The organism is Micromonospora sp. NPDC003776 (assembly GCF_053605645.1).
The window spans coordinates 1-17114 of the sequence record NZ_JBSGJR010000081.1 but is presented as its reverse complement, the minus strand read 5'-3'; the positions used below and the strand labels follow the sequence as shown (position 1 = coordinate 17114).

Genomic DNA, 17114 nt, shown 5'->3' with positions numbered 1-17114 from the left:
GCCCGGCGAACCTGCTCGCCGCCGCCCGGGTCGCCGCCGCGCCGGCGGCGCGGGACCTCGGCGTCCTGGTCGCGTTCAACGACGAGATCCACGCCGCCCGGTTCGTCCGCAAGACCCACAGCACCAGTACGGCCACCTTCGCCTCGCCCAACGCCGGGCCGCTCGGTCACGTGATCGAGGGGGAGGTACGCCTGCTCACCCGACCGTCCCGGCACGCCCCGCTGCCACCGCCGGACGCGGACCGGCTGGCCGCCACCCGGGTGGCCCTGCACACCGTCACCCTCGACGACGACCCGGCGCTGCTCGACCTGGTCGCCCGCGACCGGGACGGCCTCGTCGTCGCCGGTTTCGGTGTCGGGCACGTGCCCCCGGCGTTCGCCCCGGTGCTGGAGGCGCTCGCCGCGCGGATGCCGGTGGTGCTGACCTCGCGGACCGGGGCCGGCTCGGTGCTGCGGCACACCTACGGGGCGGTCGGCTCGGAGACCGACCTGCGGCGGCGCGGGGTGATCTGGGGCGGGCTGCTCGACCCGTACAAGGCGAAGGTGCTGCTGCGCCTCCTGCTGGCGGGCGGCGCCGGCCGGGCCGAGGTGGCCGAGGCGTTCGTCCGGCACGGCTGAGTCGTGCCGGGGGCGTGCCGAGCGGGGTGTTAGAAGGGGGCCCCTGCCATGCACCAGGCGTTAGGAAGGGGCCCTTCCTTACACTCGCCGGGTGAGTGGAGAGCGACGTCCGCTGGCGGACCGGCCGCTGACCGAGCCGCACCCGTCGCGGTTGTCGCCCGACCACCCCGACCGGGCGCGGATCCTGGCCGCCCACGCCGCGGCGCTGGCCGCCGGGGAGGCCGGCTACCCGGACCCGGCGACCGGGCTCTTCGTGCTCACCGCCGGTTTCCTGGCCCGCCGGGGCACCTGCTGCGGCCGTGGCTGCCGCCACTGCCCGTACGTCACCGACTGACCGGTGAGCGCCAACGCCCCGACCTGCGGCGGGAGCGGTCGATCACGTGGCCGGCACGTCCCGGTCTTCCGCCGCGGCGGGGTTGCCCGTACGGTGTCCGACGGACATCCGGCGGGCGCCCGCCGACGACTGCGGAGGTTGTGCCCACGTGCGCGCCTGGACCTGGCTCCTCGCATCGGCCGTACTGCTGACCGCCGGCTGCGCGGCCGAGAAGCCGCCCGTGGCGGTGCCGGCGGCCGAACCGGTGGCGGTGCCGGCGGCCGCCGCCTCCTCGGGCGGGGCGTGCCGGCTGCTCGACTTCGCGGTGATCGGCAAGCACACCGGCGGGAGGTTCGACGTGGCCGCCGCGGTGGACAAGGGGGACACGCACACCTGCGTGGTCCGTGCCGAGGCGGCGCTGCTGCCGGAGCTGACCCTCACCGTCACCGACACCTCGATCGACACGTCCGGTTTCAGCATGGACGTGCTGCCCCGGGGGGCGAAGAAGGTCAGCAAGCTGGGGAAGATCGCCTACCGGCGTACGGTGCCGAAGAGTGGCAGGGCCGGCCCGGCGGCCGAGGTGGGCTGGCTGGCCACCGAGGGCCGGCTGGTCACCCTCCGCTGGGCCTGCCCGCCGGGCACCGCGACGGCCGAGGCCGACAAGGCCGCCGCGAAGCTGGTCGACCTGGCGAAGACCCTGGACACCCGGAAACTCTGACCGGCCGGGTCAGCGGGCCGCGACGAACACCCGGGAGGCGACCTCGCGGGGCAGCCGGATCCGGTCGCCGGACCGGTCGATCGACACGCCGTCGCGCTCCTGCGCCACGGTCACCGTGGCGCCCGGGTCGACCCCCGCCGCGTGCAACTGCCGCAGCACGTCCGCGTCGGTCTGCACGCTCTCGCAGATCCGGCGGACCACGACCTGCCCCGAGAGGCCGGGGAAGGCCAGGTTGCGCTCACCGTCCACCGGGGCGGACTCGGCCGCGCCGGGTTCGCCCAGCTCCTCCAGGCCCGGGATCGGGTTGCCGTACGGCGAGCGGGTGGGGCGGTTGAGCAGGTCGTAGACCCGCTTCTCCACCGCGTCGCTCATCACGTGCTCCCACCGGCAGGCCTCCTCGTGGGCCTCCTCGTAGGGCATCCCGATCACGTTGACCAGCAGCAGTTCGGCGAGGCGGTGCTTGCGCATGACCGAAACGGCGGTGCCCCGGCCCAGTGGGGTGAGCGACAGGTGCCGGTCGCCCTCGACGGTGAGCAGGCCGTCCCGCTCCATCCGGGCGACGGTCTGGCTGACGGTGGGACCGCTCTGCTTGAGCCGCTCCGCGATCCGGGCGCGCAGCGGCGGCACCCCCTCCTCCTCCAGCTCGAGGATGGTGCGCAGGTACATCTCGGTCGTATCGACCAGGTCATGCTTCACGTCAGCGGCCTCCCGGTGGTCGATGCTACCCCGGACCCCCGACGATCGACGGACCGCGAACCGCGAGGTCGCTGCCCGGATGGTGTTGACTGGACCCCATGTCCGGAACCGATGACCTGCTGGTCGAGCCCGACCGGCTCGCCGCCGAGCTCGACCGCGCCGACCCGCCCACCCTGCTCGACGTCCGCTGGCGGCTGGCCGGGCCACCCGGTCGGGACGACTACACCGCCGGCCACCTGCCCGGCGCCGTCTTCGTCGACCTGGACACGGAGCTCTGCGGCCGCGCCGGCGCCGCCGGCCGCCACCCCCTGCCCGACCCGGCCGCGCTGCAGGCCGCGCTGCGCACCGCCGGGGTCCGCGCCGGTCAGCCCGTGGTGGTGTACGACGGCGGGGACGGCATGTCCGCCGCCCGGGCCTGGTGGACGCTGCGCTGGGCCGGCCACCGGGCGGTCCGGGTGCTGCACGGCGGCTATCCCGCCTGGATCGCCGCCGGCCTGCCCGTCTCCACCGAGGCGCCCGACCCCGTCCCCGGGGACGTCACCGTCACCCCCGGCGCGCTGCCGGTGCTCGACGCCGCCGAGGCCGCCCGGCTGGCCGCCGCCGACGCCGGGGTGCTGCTGGACGTGCGGGCCGCTCCCCGCTACCGGGGCGAGACCGAGCCGATCGACCCGGTCGCCGGGCACGTGCCGGGCGCGGTCAACCTGCCCGCCCCCGAGTACGTCGCCGACGGCCGCTTCCCCGCCGCCGAGGCGCTGCGCCAACGGTTCGCCGCCGCCGGAGTGGCCGAGGGCGCGCCGGTCGGGGCGTACTGCGGCTCCGGGGTGACGGCCGCGCAGGCGGTGCTGGCCCTGCACCTGGCCGGCCGGCCGGACGCCGGCCTCTACGTCGGGTCCTGGAGCAACTGGGTGGCCGACCCGGACCGGCCGGTGGCCACCGGCGGGACACCCGGGCGCTGACCAGGGCGTGCGGTGGGTCCGGGCCGGCGCGCGTGCGACGATGGCGCCATGGCCGACGACACGGTGGTGGTGTGGGACGAGGCCCTGCTCGCCTACGACATGGGTGACCATCCGCTCGACCCGGTGCGGGTGGAGCTGACCATGGCGCTCGCCCGCGAGCTGGGAGTGCTGGACCGGCCCGGGGTGCGGCTGGTCAAGCCGGAGCCGGCCGACGACGCGCTGCTGACCCGGGTGCACGACCCGCGCTACCTGGACGCGGTGCGGGCGGCGCCCCGGGATCCGCTCTTCGCCGGCTTCGGGCTGGGCACCTCCGACAATCCGGTCTTCGACGGCATGCACGAGTCGAGCGCGCTGATCGCCGGGGCGAGCGTGGCCGCCGCCGAGGCGGTGTGGCGCGGCGAGGCCCGGCGCGCGGTCAACGTGGCCGGCGGGCTGCACCACGCCATGCCGGCCCGGGCCTCCGGCTTCTGCGTCTACAACGACCCGGCGGTGGCCATCGCCCGCCTGCTCGACCTCGGCGCCGAGCGGATCGCGTACGTGGACGTGGACGTGCACCACGGCGACGGCGTGCAGGAGATCTTCTACCGCGACCCGCGGGTGCTCACGGTCAGCCTGCACGAGACCCCGCTGGCGCTCTTCCCCGGCACCGGCTTCCCCGACGAGACCGGCGGGCCGGGCGCCGAGGGGAGCGCGGTCAACGTGCCGCTCCCGCCCGGCGTCGGCGACGCGGGCTGGCAGCGGGCCTTCCACGCCATCGTGCCGTCGGTGCTGCGCGCGTTCCGGCCGCAGATTCTGGTCAGCCAGTGCGGGGCGGACGGCCACAAGGCCGACCCCCTCGCCGACCTGCACCTGTCCGTGGACGGGCAGCGGGCCACCTACCTCGCGCTGCGGGCGCTCGCCGACGAGTTGTGCGACGGCCGCTGGGTGGCCACCGGCGGTGGCGGGTACGCCCTGGTCGAGGTGGTGCCGAGGGCCTGGACGCACCTGTTGGCGGTGGCCACCGGGGAGCCGGTCGAGCCGGCCACGCTCACCCCGCCGGCCTGGCGGGAGCTGGCCGCCGCCCGCCGGCCCGGCCGCGACGTGCCGCTGCGGATGACCGACGACGTGGACCCGTCCTACCAGCCGTGGCAGCCGACCGGCGAGCCGAACGCGGTGGACCGGGCCATCGCCGCCGCGCGCAGGGCGGTGTTCCCGCTGTTCGGGCTCGACCCGCACGACCCGCGCGACTGAGCCGGCGGTAGGGGGAGGAACCGACCGGTGACCACCGTCGAGCAACCGGTGGACGTGCTGCTCAGCGACGGTACGACCGTCCAGCTGCGACAGATCCGTCCGGATGACGCCGCCGCGATCGTGGCGATGCACTCGCGCTTCTCGGAGCGCACCCGCTACCTGCGCTACTTCTCGCCGTACCCGCGCATCCCGGAGCGGGACCTGCAACGGTTCGTCAACGTGGACCACCGCGACCGGGAGGCGTTCGTGGTGCTGGCCGGCGACCGGATCGTCGCCGTCGGCCGGTACGAGCGGCTCGGCCCCGCCTCTCCCGAGGCCGAGGTGGCCTTCGTGGTGGAGGACGCCTACCAGGGCCGGGGGATCGGCTCGGTGCTGCTGGAGCACCTGGCCGACACGGCCCGCCGGTACGGCATCGTGCACTTCGTCGCCGAGGTGCTCCCGGCCAACGGGGCGATGCTGCGGGTCTTCTCCGACTTCGGTTACCAGGTCGCCCGCCAGTACGCCGACGGCGTGGTGCACCTGAGCTTCCCGATCGCCCCCACCGAGGCGACCCTGGAGGTGCAGCGCGGCCGGGAGCACCGCACCGAGGCCCGCTCCATCGCCCGGCTGCTCGCCCCACGCGGCATCGCCGTCTACGGGGCCAGCACCACCGGCCAGGGCGTCGGCGCGGCCCTGCTCGGGCACCTGCGCGACGGCGGCTTCACCGGCACGATCGTCCCCGTGCACCCGACCGCGGCGACCGTGGCGGGGCTGCCCGCGTACCCGTCGGCGGCCGACGCCGGGGCCGAGATCGACCTCGCCGTGGTGGCGGTCGCCCCAGAGGCGGCCACGGCGGTGGTCGCCGACGCCGCGGCGGCCGGCGCGCACGGCCTGGTCGTCATCTCCGCCGGGTTCGCCGAGTCCGGCCCGGCCGGGGCGGCCGTCCAGCGCGCCCTGGTCCGGGCCGCCCACCTGGCTGGCATGCGGGTGGTCGGGCCGAACTGCCTCGGCGTGGCCAACACCGACGAGCGGGTACGCCTGAACGCCACCCTCGCTCCGGTGCTGCCCGCCCCCGGCCGGGTGGGGGTGTTCAGCCAGTCCGGCGCGTTCGGGGTGGCCCTGCTCGCCGAGGCGTCCCGGCGCGGCCTCGGCCTGTCCAGCTTCGTCTCGGCGGGCAACCGGGCCGACGTCTCCGGCAACGATCTCCTGCAGTACTGGCAGGACGACCCGGACACCGACGTCATCACGCTCTACCTGGAGACCTTCGGCAACCCGCGCAAGTTCGCCCGGCTGGCCCGGCGGATCGGCCGGAGCAAGCCGATCGTGGCGCTCGCCTCGCTGGCCCGGCCGCCGGGCGTCGGCGACGGGGGTCCGGCGCTGGACGCCGCCGCGGTCAGCGCGCTCTTCGCCCAGTCCGGGGTGATCCGGGTGGACACCGTCGCCGAGCTGCTCGACGTCGGCGTGCTGCTGGCGCACCAGCCGTTGCCGGCCGGCCGCCGGGTCGCCGTGGTGGGCAACTCGTCGGCGCTGACCGGGCTGGCCGCCACCGCCTGCGCCGCCCAGGGCCTCACCGTGGCCGACGGCTACCCGCACGACGTCGGCCCCCGGGCCGGCGCCGCCGAGTACGCCGCCGCGCTCGCCGCCTCCGCCGCCGACGAGCGGGTGGACGCCGTGGTGGCCGTCTTCGCCCCGCCGCTGCCCGGCCAGCTCACCGACCCGGAGGCGGACTTCACCGCCGCCCTGCCCGACGCGCGGGCCACCGGCAAGCCGGTGGTGGCGACCTTCCTCGCCGGCCGGCTGCCCGCCGGCGTGCCGGCGTACCCGAGCGTGGAGGAGGCCGTCCGGGCCCTGGCCCGGGTCAGCACGTACGCCGACTGGCTGCGCCGGCCGCCCGGTGCGTTGCCCGAGCTGGACCGGGTGGACCGGTCGGCCGGGCACGCCGCGCTGCGCGCCGACGGTGCCGATCCGGCGGGGCTGCTCGGGGCGTACGGGATCGAGCTGGTCGAGTCGACGCCCGCGACCTCGGCCGACGAGGCGGTCGCGGCGGCCGAGCGGCTGGGCTGGCCGGTCGCCCTCAAGGCGGCCGCCCCCGGTTTGCGGCACCGGCTCGACCTCGGCGCGGTCCGGCTCGACCTGGCCGATCCCGCGGCGCTGCGCCGCGCGTACGCCGAGATGGCTCCGGTCTTCGGCGCGGCCGTCCTGGTCCAGCCGATGGTCCCGCCCGGCGTGGCCTGCGTGGTGGAGCTGGTGGAGGACCCGGCGTTCGGGCCGGTGGTCGGCTTCGGGCTCGGCGGGGTCGCCACCGAGCTGCTCGGCGACCGGGCCTGGCGGGCGGTGCCGCTGACCGACCGGGACGCCGCCGAGCTGGTCGACGAGCCGCGCGCGGCGCCGCTGCTGCGCGGCCACCGGGGTGCCGCGCCGGTGGACCGGGCGGCCCTGGTGGACCTGCTGCTGCGGGTCGGGCGGTTGGCCGACGAGCAGCCCCGGGTCCGCTCGCTCACCCTCAACCCGGTGCTGGCCCGCCCGGACGGCATCTCGGTGCTGCACGCCACCGTCAACACCGGCGCGGAGGCGCCCCGCCCCGACACCGGCCCCCGCCGGCTGTAAGGAAGGGCCCCCTGTTAACGCCTGCGGTAGAGAAAGGGCCCCCTTCTAACGCCTCAGGCCCCGGCGAACCGCCGGGGCCTGAGGGGTGCGGGGTCAGCAGGCGTACGCCTCCAGGCGGTTCGCCCGCTCCGGGTCGCGCAGCTTCAGCAGGGTGACCTTCTCGATCTGCCGGATCCGCTCGCGGGACAGGCCGAACTCCCGGCCCACCTCGTCCAGGGTGCGCTGCCGGCCGTCGTCCAGGCCGAACCGGAGCCGGATCACCGCCTGCTCCCGCTGGGAGAGGGTGGCCAGCACGATCCGCACCTCGTTGCGCAGCTCGCCGTCGGCCGCGGCGTCGCCGGGCTCCTGGCGCGGGTCGACCGCGGCGACGAAGTCACCGAGCGCGCTCTCGCCGTCCTCGCCGACCGCCTGGTCGAGGCTGACCGGCTCCCGGTCGTAGGAGATCAGCTCGATCACCTGGAACTCGGGGATCTCCAGCGCCCGGGCCACCTCGGCGACGGTGGGCTCGCGGCCCAGCGTGGCCGACAGCTCCCGGCGGACCCGGACCATCCGGTTGACCTGCTCGACCATGTGCACCGGGATGCGGATGGTGCGGGCCTGGTCGGCCATGGCGCGGGTGATGGCCTGGCGGATCCACCAGGTGGCGTAGGTGGAGAACTTGTAGCCCTTGGTGTAGTCGAACTTCTCGACGGCGCGGATCAGGCCGAGGTTGCCCTCCTGGATCAGGTCGAGGAAGGCCATCCCGCGACCGGTGTAGCGCTTCGCGATGCTGACCACCAGGCGCAGGTTCGCCTCCAGCAGGTGGTCCTTGGCGGCGCGGCCCTCGGCCACGATCAGCTCCAGGTCGGCGCGGAGCTCCGGGGAGACGGGGGTGCAGGTGGAGAGCTTCTCCTCGGCGAAGAGGCCGGCCTCGATCCGCTTGCTGAGCTCCACCTCCTGCGCGGCGGTGAGGAGCTTCGTACGGCCGATGCCGTTGAGGTACGCCCGGACCAGGTCGGTGGAGACGCCGCGCTCGTCGGTGGCGTCCAGGTCGGTCAGGGTGTCGGTGCCGGCCTCGGCGTCGATGGTGGCAGCCGGGCGGTTCTGGTGCTCGATCATCTGCAGGGCCATCTCTGTCTCTCCCCGTGTCCTTGGTGCCGCGTACCGGTCTCCGTGCCGCGTGCCGGCGCGGTGGTGCCGGTGAAGAACAGCTTGGCGGGCGGGGCGTGAAACGGGAGTGAGGCGATCGGGGAACCGACAGCAATCCCACCGGAAAATCGGATGTCGCTTGCCCGACCCGGTTACCGTGCCAGCGGCCGGCCACCGGGGCGCGGCAGCACAGGCGATCGGAGGACGTGGTGGTCTTCAAGCGGCTCATGCAGGCGATGGGGGTGGGTGGCCCGTCGGTGGAGACGGTGCTGGCCAACCCGAACTGCCGCCCCGGCGGCCACCTGGAGGGCCGGATCCAGGTGCTCGGCGGGGACCACCCGGTGGACGTCTCGTACGTGGCGCTGGGCCTGGTCACCCGGGTCGAGGTGGAGAGCGGCGACTCCGAGTACGACACCAACCAGGAGTTCGGTCGCCGGCAGGTGACCGGCGCGTTCCGGCTGGAGCCGGGGCAGCGGTACGACGTGCCGTTCCGCTTCGACGTGCCCTGGGAGACGCCGCTGACCGACCTGTACGGCCAGCACCTGCACGGGATGACGATGGGGCTGCGTACCGAGCTGGAGGTGGCCCGGGCGGTCGACAAGGGTGACCTGGACGCGGTGGCGGTGCACCCGCTGCCGGCCCAGGAGCGGCTGCTGGAGGCGCTGCTGCGGCTGGGCTTCCGGTTCGCCCGGGCCGACGTCGAGCGGGGCCACCTGTACGGCGTGCACCAGACGTTGCCGTTCTACCAGGAGATCGAGTTCCACCCGGCGCCGCAGTACGCGCGGGGGATGAACCAGCTCGAGGTCACCTTCGTGACGAACCCGCAGCAGGTGCAGGTGGTGCTGGAGCTGGACAAGCGCGGCGGCCTGTTCACCGAGGGCCACGACGCCTTCGGCCGCTTCACGGTGGACCACGCCACCGCCGACCGCACCGACTGGGCCGCCCAACTCGACGCCTGGCTCCGCCAGTCCCTCTCCCGCCGCGGCCTCTTCTTCTGACCCCCCAGCCCCCTGTCGATCAAGGAGTTTGCGTCGGCATCCCGGCCCGCGGAGACGCAAACTCCTTGATCAACGGGAGAAGGGTGGTCAGAGGTCCAGGAGGAGGGTGCGGGGGCCGATGTTGACCGACTCGACGAGCATGTGGGCGCGGAAGCGGCCGGTTTCGACCTTCGCGCCGCGGGCGCGCAGCTCCTCGACGACCGCGGTCACCAGTGGCTCGGCCACCTCGGCGGGGGCCGCCTGGGTCCAGCTCGGCCTTCGGCCCTTGCGGGCGTCGCCGTAGAGGGTGAACTGGCTGACCACCAGCATCGGCGCGCCCGTGTCGGCGGCGCTGCGCTCGTCGTCCAGGATGCGCAGCTCGTGGATCTTGCGAGCCATGGTCGCCGCCACCTGCCCGGTGTCGGTGTGCGTCACGCCGAGCAGCACCAGCAGGCCGTCGGCGATCTCGCCGACCACCTCGTCGTCGACGGTCACGGCGGCCCGGCCGACCGTCTGCACCACCGCCCGCATCAGCCCTCCACCGGTTCGACGATGCCCCGCTCGACCAGGTGCGCCACGATCGGCCCGGCCGCCTCGGCCAGTTCCTCGGGGGCGACGTCGTGCGCGGCGGCGAGCAGGGCGAGCTGGTCCCGCAGCGGCAGCCGGCCGTCCGCCCCGCCGACCAGGGCGAGCACGAGCGGGTCGATCTCCTCCGACCAGCGCAGCCCGTGCGGCATGGCGAGCACCTGCCGGTCCACCGCCCAGCCCTCGTCGCCCATGGTGGCCTCCTGCCGCAGCTGGAGCCCGTCGGCGGCCCGGTAGCGCGCGGCCAGCAGCCCGTCGGTGTCCCGGTCGCGCAGCCAGTCCTGCCGGCGGAACCACTCGGCGATCCGGTCGCCCATCGGCGGCTCCACCCGCTGCCGCAGGTCCTCGACGCGGAGGACGGGCTGTTCGCGGCCGGCGCGGCGCAGCGAGACGATGCCGAAACCGATCGCCTCCACCTTGTGCGCGTCGAACCAGTCCAGCCAGGCCGCCATCCGCTGCGGGTCGGCCGTCTCCCCGACGTCGGTGAGCCAGAGGTTGACGTACGCCATCGGGTCGGCCACCTCGCGCTGGATGACCCAGGCGTCCAGCCCGGTGCCGGCGAACCAGCCGGTCACCCGCTCCGCCCAGTCCTCGCCGGCGACGTGCACCCAGTTGGCCAGGTACTGCATCGTCCCGCCCTCGGTCAGCAGGTGCGGCGCGGCGGCGGCCAGCTCGGCGCCGATCGCGTCGCCGACCCGCCCGGAGTCCCGGTAGACGTGCGTGGTGGTGCCGGGGCCGACCACGAAGGGCGGATTGCTGACCACCAGGTCGAACCGGCGGCCGGCCACCGGAGCCACCATGTCGCCGCGCAACAGCTCCCAGTCCTGGCCGTTCAGGGCGGCGGTGGTGGCGGCGAAGCGCAGCGCCCGCTCGGAGACGTCGGTGGCGGTCACCCGGCGGGCGTGGGTGGACAGATGCAGGGCCTGGACGCCGGAGCCGGTGCCCAGGTCCAGCGCGGTCTCCACCGGGCGGCGCACGGTCGCGCCGATCAGCGTCTGGGTGGCCCCGCCGATGCCCAGCACGTGCTCGGCGTGCAGCGGCCGGCCCGGTCGGGCGCTCGCCGGCACGTCGGCCAGGACCCACCAGTCGTCCCCGTACGGCTCGAGGTCGACGCCGGCGCGCAGGCCGTCGCCGTGCCGCTCGACGATTCCGCCGGAGACGGCCTCCTCGACGGTCAGCGGGGCGAGCGCGGCGGCCACCGCCGGCTCCGGCTCGGTCTGGTCGCAGATGAAGACCCGGATCAGTGTCGCGAGCGGGTCGCGGTCCTCGGTGGCGCGCAGCGCGGCGCGGAAGTCGTTGCGGGCCACCCCGCCGGTGGCCTGCGGGCCGAGCCGGTCGGCGATGCCGTTGGAGGTGAAGCGCGCCCGGCTCAGCGCGGTCCGCAGCGCGGCCACGCCGGCGGGGGAGAGCAGCATGTCATGACGATCCACGTCGCCATCCTGCCTCGCCCGGCCCCCGGCGCGGCCGGCACCCGCGAGATCCATAGCGCGAGCCGTATCAACAGGCAACTATCTCTTTCACATCCATCGATGTCTGGCTAGCATTCCCAGCAATGTTCGTCGATGGGTGTGCCGGCGGCCACGAGCCTCCGGCGTGCCCGGTAGGGAGCCAGACGATGTCCGACGTGTCCGTACCCCGGCGCCGCGCGCTGCGCGCGCTCGCCGTCACGGCCGCCGCCGCGGCCCTCACCGCCGCCGCCTCCACCCCCGCCCTCGCCGCACCGACCGGCCAGATCCGCTACGCCGGCGCCGCCGACGCCATCAGCGGCAGCTACCTGGTGGTGCTCAGGACCGACGCGGTCGGCGCCGCGAACAGCCTCGCCGCCCGCCGCGCGGTGCCGGATCGCGCCGCCGGCCTCGCCGCCCGCTACGGCGGCACGGTCGGCACGGTGTGGAGCGCCGCGCTGACCGGCTACAACGCGAAGATGAGTCCGGCCCAGGCGCGTCGGCTCGCCGCCGACCCGTCGGTCGCGTACGTCGAGCAGGACCGGGTGGTCACCACCCAGGGCACCCAGACCGGCGCGACCTGGGGTCTGGACCGGATCGACCAGCGCAGCCTGCCGCTGAACGGCACCTACACCTACCCGAACACGGCCACCAACGTGCGGGCGTACATCATCGACACCGGCATCCGGATCACCCACAGCGACTTCGGCGGCCGGGCGACCTGGGGCACCAACACGGTGGACACCAACAACACCGACTGCAACGGCCACGGCACGCACGTCGCGGGCACCGTCGGTGGCAACACGTACGGCGTGGCCAAGGGGGTGCGGCTGATCGCGGTGAAGGTGCTCAACTGCTCGGGCAGCGGCAGCACCTCCGGGGTGATCAGCGGCGTCAACTGGGTCACCTCGAACGCGGTCAAGCCGGCGGTGGCCAACATGAGCCTCGGCGGCGGCGCCAGCAGCACGCTGGACAGCGCGGTCGCCAACTCGATCAGCTCCGGCGTCACGTACGGCATCGCGGCCGGCAACTCCAGCGCCAACGCCTGCAACTACTCGCCGGCCCGGGTCGCCTCGGCGATCACCGTCGGCGCCACCACCAGCAGCGACGCCCGCGCCTCGTACTCGAACTACGGCTCCTGCCTGGACATCTTCGCCCCCGGCTCGTCGATCACGTCGGACTGGAGCACCGGCGACACCGCGACCAACACGATCAGCGGCACCTCGATGGCCACCCCGCACGTGGTCGGCGCGGCGGCCCTGGTGCTCGGCGCGAACCCGTCGTACACCCCGGCGCAGGTGGCCAGCTACCTGACCACCAACGCCACCAACGGCAAGGTGACCAGCCCCGGCAGCGGCTCGCCGAACCGGCTGCTCTTCGTCGTCAACTGACCGCCCCCCGGCGCACGGCCCGGTGGACCCCACCCCTGTCCACCGGGCCGTGTCGCGTCCCGCGGGGAGTCGGGCGTGCGCGACGGCGGCCGACCGGCAGGATGGGGACATGACGCTCTCGCTGCCCATCGACCCGGAGGCCAACGCGCTGCTCGGGCGCAGCCCGCTGGCGCTGCTGCTCGGCATGGTGCTGGACCAGCAGGTGCCGATGGAGAAGGCCTTCTCCTCCCCGTACGTGCTGGGCCAGCGGCTCGGCCACGAGCCGGACGCCCGGGAGCTGGCCGGGTACGCCCCGGAGGCCCTGGTCGCCCTCTTCGCCCAGCCGCCCGCGCTGCACCGGTTCCCCAAGGCCATGGCGGCCCGGGTGCAGGAGGTGTGCCAGGTGCTGGTCGACCGGTACGACGGTGATCCCGCCCGGCTCTGGTCCGAGGCGGCCGACGGGCGCGACCTGCTGCGCCGGGTCGGCGAGCTGCCCGGTTTCGGCAAGCAGAAGGCGCAGATCTTCGTCGCCCTGCTCGGCAAGCGGTTCGGGATCACCCCGGAGGGCTGGCGGGAGGCGGCCGGCGGCTACGGCGACGCGGACGCGTACCGGTCGGTGGCCGACGTGACCGACGGCGAGTCGCTGCGCCGGGTCCGCGAGTACAAGCAGCGGATGAAGGCCGAGGCCAGGGCCGCGAAGGGCTGACGCAACCGGGACCGCCGCCGCCTCGTTGATCCGCTGGACTGCGAACGACGGGCGGGTGATGACGGACGAGCGGGGGGCGGAACTCCTGCGCGGGGGTGGGGGCAGTCACCGTGCGACCTTCCTGGAGCTCTTCCTCGACGTCGTCTTCGTCTTCGCGTTCACCCGGGTCTCGCAGCGGCTGATCCACGACGTGACGGTGGGCGGTGGGCGGCTGCCGCTGGAACTGGCCCAGACCGCGCTGCTGCTTCTCGCGCTCTGGATGGTCTGGTCGCTCACCGCGTGGGCGACCAGCCACTACGACCCCGAGCAACCGCCGATCCAGGCGGTGATGGTCGGCTCGATGTTCGGCAGCCTGGTGATGGCCGTCTCGGTGCCCGAGGCGTACGGCACGCACGGGCTGAGCTTCGCCGCCGGGTACGTGGTGATCCAGGTCGGCCGCTCGCTCTACCTCACCGTGGCGTTGCGCCGGCACCCGCAGCGGCACCTGTCCGACCGGCTCCTCGTCTGGTCGGCGGTGACCGCCGTGCCGTGGCTGGTCGGCGGGTCGGTCGGGGGCGACCTGCGGTTGCTGCTCTGGGCGGTGGCGATGGCCGCCGACTACCTGGGCGCCGGGACGGGCTGGCCGGTGCCCCGGATGGGCCGGGCGCGGGCCACGGCGTGGACGCTGACCGGCGAGCACCTCGCCGAGCGGTACCAGCAGTTCACCATCATCGCGCTCGGTGAGATGGTCTTCGTGGCCGGCCTGGGCTTCAGCGGCAGCGATTTCTCCCTCCCGCGCTGGATCGCCTTCGCGGACGCCTTCGCCACCACCGTGCTGCTCTGGCGGATCTACTTCCACCGCGCCGGGTCCGTGCTGGCCGAGGCCGTCGCGGAGGCCGAGCAGCCGGCCCGGCTGGGCAAGTCGGCCACCTGGACCCACCTCACCATGATCGCCGGCATCGTCACCACCGCCGTCGGCTACGAACTGGCCATCGCCGAGCCCGGGGGGCACGCGGACGTGGTCCGGGTGGCGGCCATGGTCGGTGGCCCGGCGCTCTTCGTGGTCGGCCGGTCCCGCTTCGAGTACGAGGTGTTCGGCCGGATCTCCTGGTCCCGGGTGGTCGGCCTGCTGCTCCTGGTGCTCGGCGTACCGGTGCTGGTCCACCTGCCGCTGCTCGGCATCGCCCTCTGCGCCACCGTCGTGCTCACCGGAATGGCCGTGGCCGACGCCCTGCGCGCCCGCGGGCGTCCCCCGGAACACCCCGTCCCGCCCATGTGACCCGTCGGGGCGGGGCGGGAACCGGGGACGCAACCGCGGTGGTCGCCGGGTCGTTGGGAGGCAGGACGGCGGCGGACGGGGACGGGAATGGCGGACCGGGGTGAGGCCCTGCTGCGGCGGGCGACCAGCCCCGCGCGGACCACCTTCCTGGAGCTCTTCTTCGACCTGGTCTTCGTGTTCGCGCTCACCCGCGTCTCGCAGCGGTTGCTGGAGGACCTCCCGGCGACCGGCTGGGCCCTGGCCGGCGCCGTCGGCCGTACCCTGCTGCTCTTCCTGGCGCTCTGGCTGGTCTGGATGATCACCACCTGGGTGACCAGCCGCTACGAGCCGCAGCGCAGCGTGATCCAGCTGGTCGTGATCGGCTCGATGTTCGGCAGCCTGGTGCTGGGGGTGACCCTGCCCCGGGCCCTGGAGGAGCGGGCGCTGCCGTTCGCGGTCGCGTACGTGGCGGTGATGCTGGGCCGGCCGCTGACCGTGGCCGCCGCGCTGGGTCGCCATCCCCGGCGCCTGGTCCCGCTGCGGCTGGCGGCCTGGGCCGCGGTGAGCGCGGTGCCCTGGCTGGTCGGCGCGCTCGGTCCCGACCCGCTGCGGGTACCGCTCTGGGGGCTCGCGCTGGCCGTCGACTACGTGGGTCTCTTCACCGGCTGGCCGGTGCCCCGGCTCGGGGCGGCCCCGGCGCACGGATGGTTGATCACGGGGGAGCACCTGGCGGAGCGCTTCCAGCAGATCTTCCTCATCGCGCTCGGCGAGTCGATCCTGGTGATCGGGGTGACGTACAGCGGCGAGGGGTTCTCGGGCCGGGCCGCGGGGGCCTTCACCGTCTCCTTCCTCACCGTCGCACTGCTCTGGCGGATCTACTTCCACCGCGCCGGGGACCTGCTCGCCGTGGCGCTCCGGCTGGCGAGGTCGCCGGGACGGCTCGGCGCGTCGGCGGCGGTCACCCACCTGTTCATCGTGCTCGGGGTGCTCACCGCGGCGGTCGGCTACGAACTCGTCATCGCGCAGCCGTACCACCGGGGGGAACCGGCCCGGCTGCTCTTCGTGCTCGGTGGGCCGGCGCTCTTCCTGGCCGCCCGGGCCCGTTTCGAGTACGAGATCTTCGCCCGGGTCTCGGCCTCCCGGGTGCTCGGCGTGCTGGTGCTGGTCGGGCTCGCCCCGTTGCTGGCCCGGGGCACGCCGGTGCTCGCGCTGTCCGCGGCGGCCGGGGTGCTGGCACTGGTGGCGCTGCTGGACGCGCTGCGCGGCCGGGGCCGACCGGCCGAGGAGCCGGCCTCTCCGCTCGGGCGGGAACGCCCGCCCGGGGACGTGGACTGACCGCTCAGGCGGCGGTGGGGCGGGACAGCGCGGCGAGGGCCCGGCGCACGTCGGCGAGGGAGACCGTGGCCGAGTCGTCCAGGTCGGCCAGGCCGGCCTCGATCCACTGCCGCATCAGCGTGGTCACCCCGATGCCGCGCGCGTCGGCGGCCGCCCGGACCCGTTCGTAGGTCTCCAGCGGCAGGCGTACCGAGCGGCTGACCATCGGCACGTCGGTGTCGGGGGTGGGCAGCTCCGTCGGTTGCGCGTCGTCGATCAGGTCGGCGAGCGCGTCGCCGCCGTCGTGGAACCGCTTGGTCGCCTCGTTACGGTGCATCGTGACCGCCTCCTCGTCGGCGCGATCTCCGCACGGCCTCGTCGTAGCGCTTGGCCTCGACGTCGCTCAGTTCGCGGGCGGAGAGGATGTCCCAGTCGTTGTCGGTGCCGTCGGCCTCGGCCAGCAGCACGGCGAGGCGCCGCCCCCGGTGGTCGGTCGCGTAGACCACCATCACGTCGTCCCCGAGGTGCCGGATGACCCGTCGCGTGCTGTGCAGGGCCTCCCAGACTTCCCCGGGCGTGACGTCGTAGACCCGCAGGTTCGCCAACGCCTCGTCGGTGAAGCTGAACCGGTTGCCCACGGGCGGATCGTACCACGCACGTAACACGCACCGCCTTGTCACGATTTTCGCCGATCAACCGTCCGGGGTGACAGGATGGGGCGTAATCCCCTCGAGGAGGTCCGTGGTGAAGCGTCAGGCGTACCAGCCGATCCTGATCACCGACGCCTCGCGCAGCCAGGACGACCAGCTCAACAGCCGGCAGAAGCGGTACGTGCTGATGATGGGCATCCGGGTCGCGTGCCTGGTGGTCGGAGCGATCCTGGTCGGCGCGAAGGCCCCGCTGCTCTGGCTCTGGCTACCGCTCCTCGGTCTCGGGATGGTGCTCATCCCCTGGCTGGCGGTGCTGCTGGCCAACGACCGGCCGCCGAAGGAGGAGCATCGGCTGGCCAACAAGCTCCACGCGCGCCACCGCGACGACACCCCGCCGATGGCGCTCGCCGCCGAGGAGCGCCCGCACAAGATCATCGACGCCGAGCCCTGACCGGCCCGGGCCGACGCGACGCCGGGCCCGGACCGTTCCCGCTCAGGAGGCCGGGCGGGCCCCCACGGACGAGACCGCGAGCGCGCCGAGGTCCCCGGCGCGGGCCAGCGCCGCCCGCGCGTCCGCGCCGGCGAG

18 protein-coding genes are annotated in these 17114 nt (G+C 74.7%); 12 read left to right on the top strand and 6 right to left on the bottom strand.

Annotated features, from left to right (window positions below):
• The 3 genes from ACWEVO_RS10190 to ACWEVO_RS10180 all read left to right on the top strand — a co-directional run.
• On the top strand, positions 1-617 hold a 617-nt coding region (locus tag ACWEVO_RS10190), incomplete at its 5' end, for an asparaginase domain-containing protein (protein ID WP_452307225.1).
• Positions 618-708: 91 nt separating this feature from the next.
• The gene (locus ACWEVO_RS10185; protein WP_452307224.1) at positions 709-951 is read left to right on the top strand and encodes a DUF5522 domain-containing protein; all 243 of its coding nucleotides are present in this window, start codon (positions 709-711) and stop codon (positions 949-951) included.
• 148 nt (positions 952-1099) lie between these two features.
• Positions 1100-1648 carry a hypothetical protein gene (locus ACWEVO_RS10180; protein WP_452307223.1) on the top strand — a complete coding sequence of 183 codons (549 nt, stop codon included), beginning with the start codon at positions 1100-1102 and terminating at the stop codon, positions 1646-1648.
• Between the two features lie 9 nt (positions 1649-1657).
• Here ACWEVO_RS10180 and ACWEVO_RS10175 read toward each other — a convergent pair whose 3' ends face one another.
• A complete protein-coding gene (locus tag ACWEVO_RS10175; protein WP_452307222.1) occupies positions 1658-2344 on the bottom strand; it encodes a metal-dependent transcriptional regulator in 687 nt (228 codons plus the stop codon).
• A gap of 98 nt (positions 2345-2442) precedes the next feature.
• On the opposite strand from ACWEVO_RS10175, the gene ACWEVO_RS10170 reads away from it, so the two are divergent.
• The 3 genes from ACWEVO_RS10170 to ACWEVO_RS10160 are packed head-to-tail and all read left to right on the top strand — an operon-like array spanning position 2443 to position 7116.
• Positions 2443-3300: a sulfurtransferase gene (locus ACWEVO_RS10170; RefSeq protein ID WP_452307221.1), complete on the top strand. Its 858-nt coding sequence runs from the start codon at positions 2443-2445 to the stop codon at positions 3298-3300.
• Between the two features lie 48 nt (positions 3301-3348).
• The gene (locus ACWEVO_RS10165; RefSeq protein WP_452307220.1) at positions 3349-4530 is read left to right on the top strand and encodes an acetoin utilization protein AcuC; all 1182 of its coding nucleotides are present in this window, start codon (positions 3349-3351) and stop codon (positions 4528-4530) included.
• Between the two features lie 27 nt (positions 4531-4557).
• Positions 4558-7116: a bifunctional acetate--CoA ligase family protein/GNAT family N-acetyltransferase gene (locus ACWEVO_RS10160; RefSeq protein ID WP_452307219.1), complete on the top strand. Its 2559-nt coding sequence runs from the start codon at positions 4558-4560 to the stop codon at positions 7114-7116.
• A 93-nt stretch (positions 7117-7209) separates the two neighbouring features.
• Here ACWEVO_RS10160 and sigB read toward each other — a convergent pair whose 3' ends face one another.
• The gene (sigB, locus tag ACWEVO_RS10155) at positions 7210-8226 is read right to left on the bottom strand and encodes an RNA polymerase sigma factor SigB (RefSeq protein WP_452307218.1); all 1017 of its coding nucleotides are present in this window, start codon (positions 8224-8226) and stop codon (positions 7210-7212) included.
• Between the two features lie 227 nt (positions 8227-8453).
• On the opposite strand from sigB, the gene ACWEVO_RS10150 reads away from it, so the two are divergent.
• Positions 8454-9242 carry a sporulation protein gene (locus ACWEVO_RS10150; RefSeq protein WP_452307217.1) on the top strand — a complete coding sequence of 263 codons (789 nt, stop codon included), beginning with the start codon at positions 8454-8456 and terminating at the stop codon, positions 9240-9242.
• A gap of 87 nt (positions 9243-9329) precedes the next feature.
• Here ACWEVO_RS10150 and dtd read toward each other — a convergent pair whose 3' ends face one another.
• Positions 9330-9752 (bottom strand): D-aminoacyl-tRNA deacylase, encoded by a 423-nt coding sequence (dtd, locus tag ACWEVO_RS10145; protein WP_452307216.1) that lies wholly within the window; start codon positions 9750-9752, stop codon positions 9330-9332.
• Complete coding sequence (locus ACWEVO_RS10140) at positions 9752-11236, bottom strand: DUF7782 domain-containing protein (RefSeq protein ID WP_452307215.1); 1485 nt, start codon at positions 11234-11236, stop codon at positions 9752-9754. The genes dtd and ACWEVO_RS10140 overlap by 1 nt, the downstream gene beginning before the upstream one ends.
• A 185-nt stretch (positions 11237-11421) precedes the next feature.
• On the opposite strand from ACWEVO_RS10140, the gene ACWEVO_RS10135 reads away from it, so the two are divergent.
• From ACWEVO_RS10135 to ACWEVO_RS10120, 4 genes are all read left to right on the top strand, one after another.
• A complete protein-coding gene (locus ACWEVO_RS10135) occupies positions 11422-12642 on the top strand; it encodes a S8 family serine peptidase (RefSeq protein ID WP_452307214.1) in 1221 nt (406 codons plus the stop codon).
• A gap of 109 nt (positions 12643-12751) precedes the next feature.
• Positions 12752-13327: an HhH-GPD-type base excision DNA repair protein gene (locus tag ACWEVO_RS10130; protein WP_452307213.1), complete on the top strand. Its 576-nt coding sequence runs from the start codon at positions 12752-12754 to the stop codon at positions 13325-13327.
• Between the two features lie 58 nt (positions 13328-13385).
• The gene (locus ACWEVO_RS10125; protein ID WP_452307212.1) at positions 13386-14585 is read left to right on the top strand and encodes a low temperature requirement protein A; all 1200 of its coding nucleotides are present in this window, start codon (positions 13386-13388) and stop codon (positions 14583-14585) included.
• Positions 14586-14672: 87 nt separating this feature from the next.
• Complete coding sequence (locus tag ACWEVO_RS10120; protein ID WP_452307211.1) at positions 14673-15899, top strand: low temperature requirement protein A; 1227 nt, start codon at positions 14673-14675, stop codon at positions 15897-15899.
• Between the two features lie 4 nt (positions 15900-15903).
• On the opposite strand, the gene ACWEVO_RS10115 is transcribed toward ACWEVO_RS10120, so the two are convergent.
• Both ACWEVO_RS10115 and ACWEVO_RS10110 read right to left on the bottom strand, forming a co-directional pair.
• Positions 15904-16215, bottom strand: a complete 312-nt coding sequence (locus tag ACWEVO_RS10115) for a hypothetical protein (RefSeq protein ID WP_452307210.1) — start codon at positions 16213-16215, stop codon at positions 15904-15906.
• On the bottom strand, positions 16205-16516 hold the full coding sequence (locus ACWEVO_RS10110; protein ID WP_231934773.1) for a hypothetical protein: 312 nt from the start codon (positions 16514-16516) through the stop codon (positions 16205-16207). The genes ACWEVO_RS10115 and ACWEVO_RS10110 overlap by 11 nt, the downstream gene beginning before the upstream one ends.
• 106 nt (positions 16517-16622) lie before the next feature.
• Between ACWEVO_RS10110 and ACWEVO_RS10105 the strand changes: the two genes are divergently transcribed.
• Positions 16623-16979 carry a DUF3099 domain-containing protein gene (locus tag ACWEVO_RS10105; protein WP_452307209.1) on the top strand — a complete coding sequence of 119 codons (357 nt, stop codon included), beginning with the start codon at positions 16623-16625 and terminating at the stop codon, positions 16977-16979.
• Positions 16980-17114: the final 135 nt, after the last annotated feature.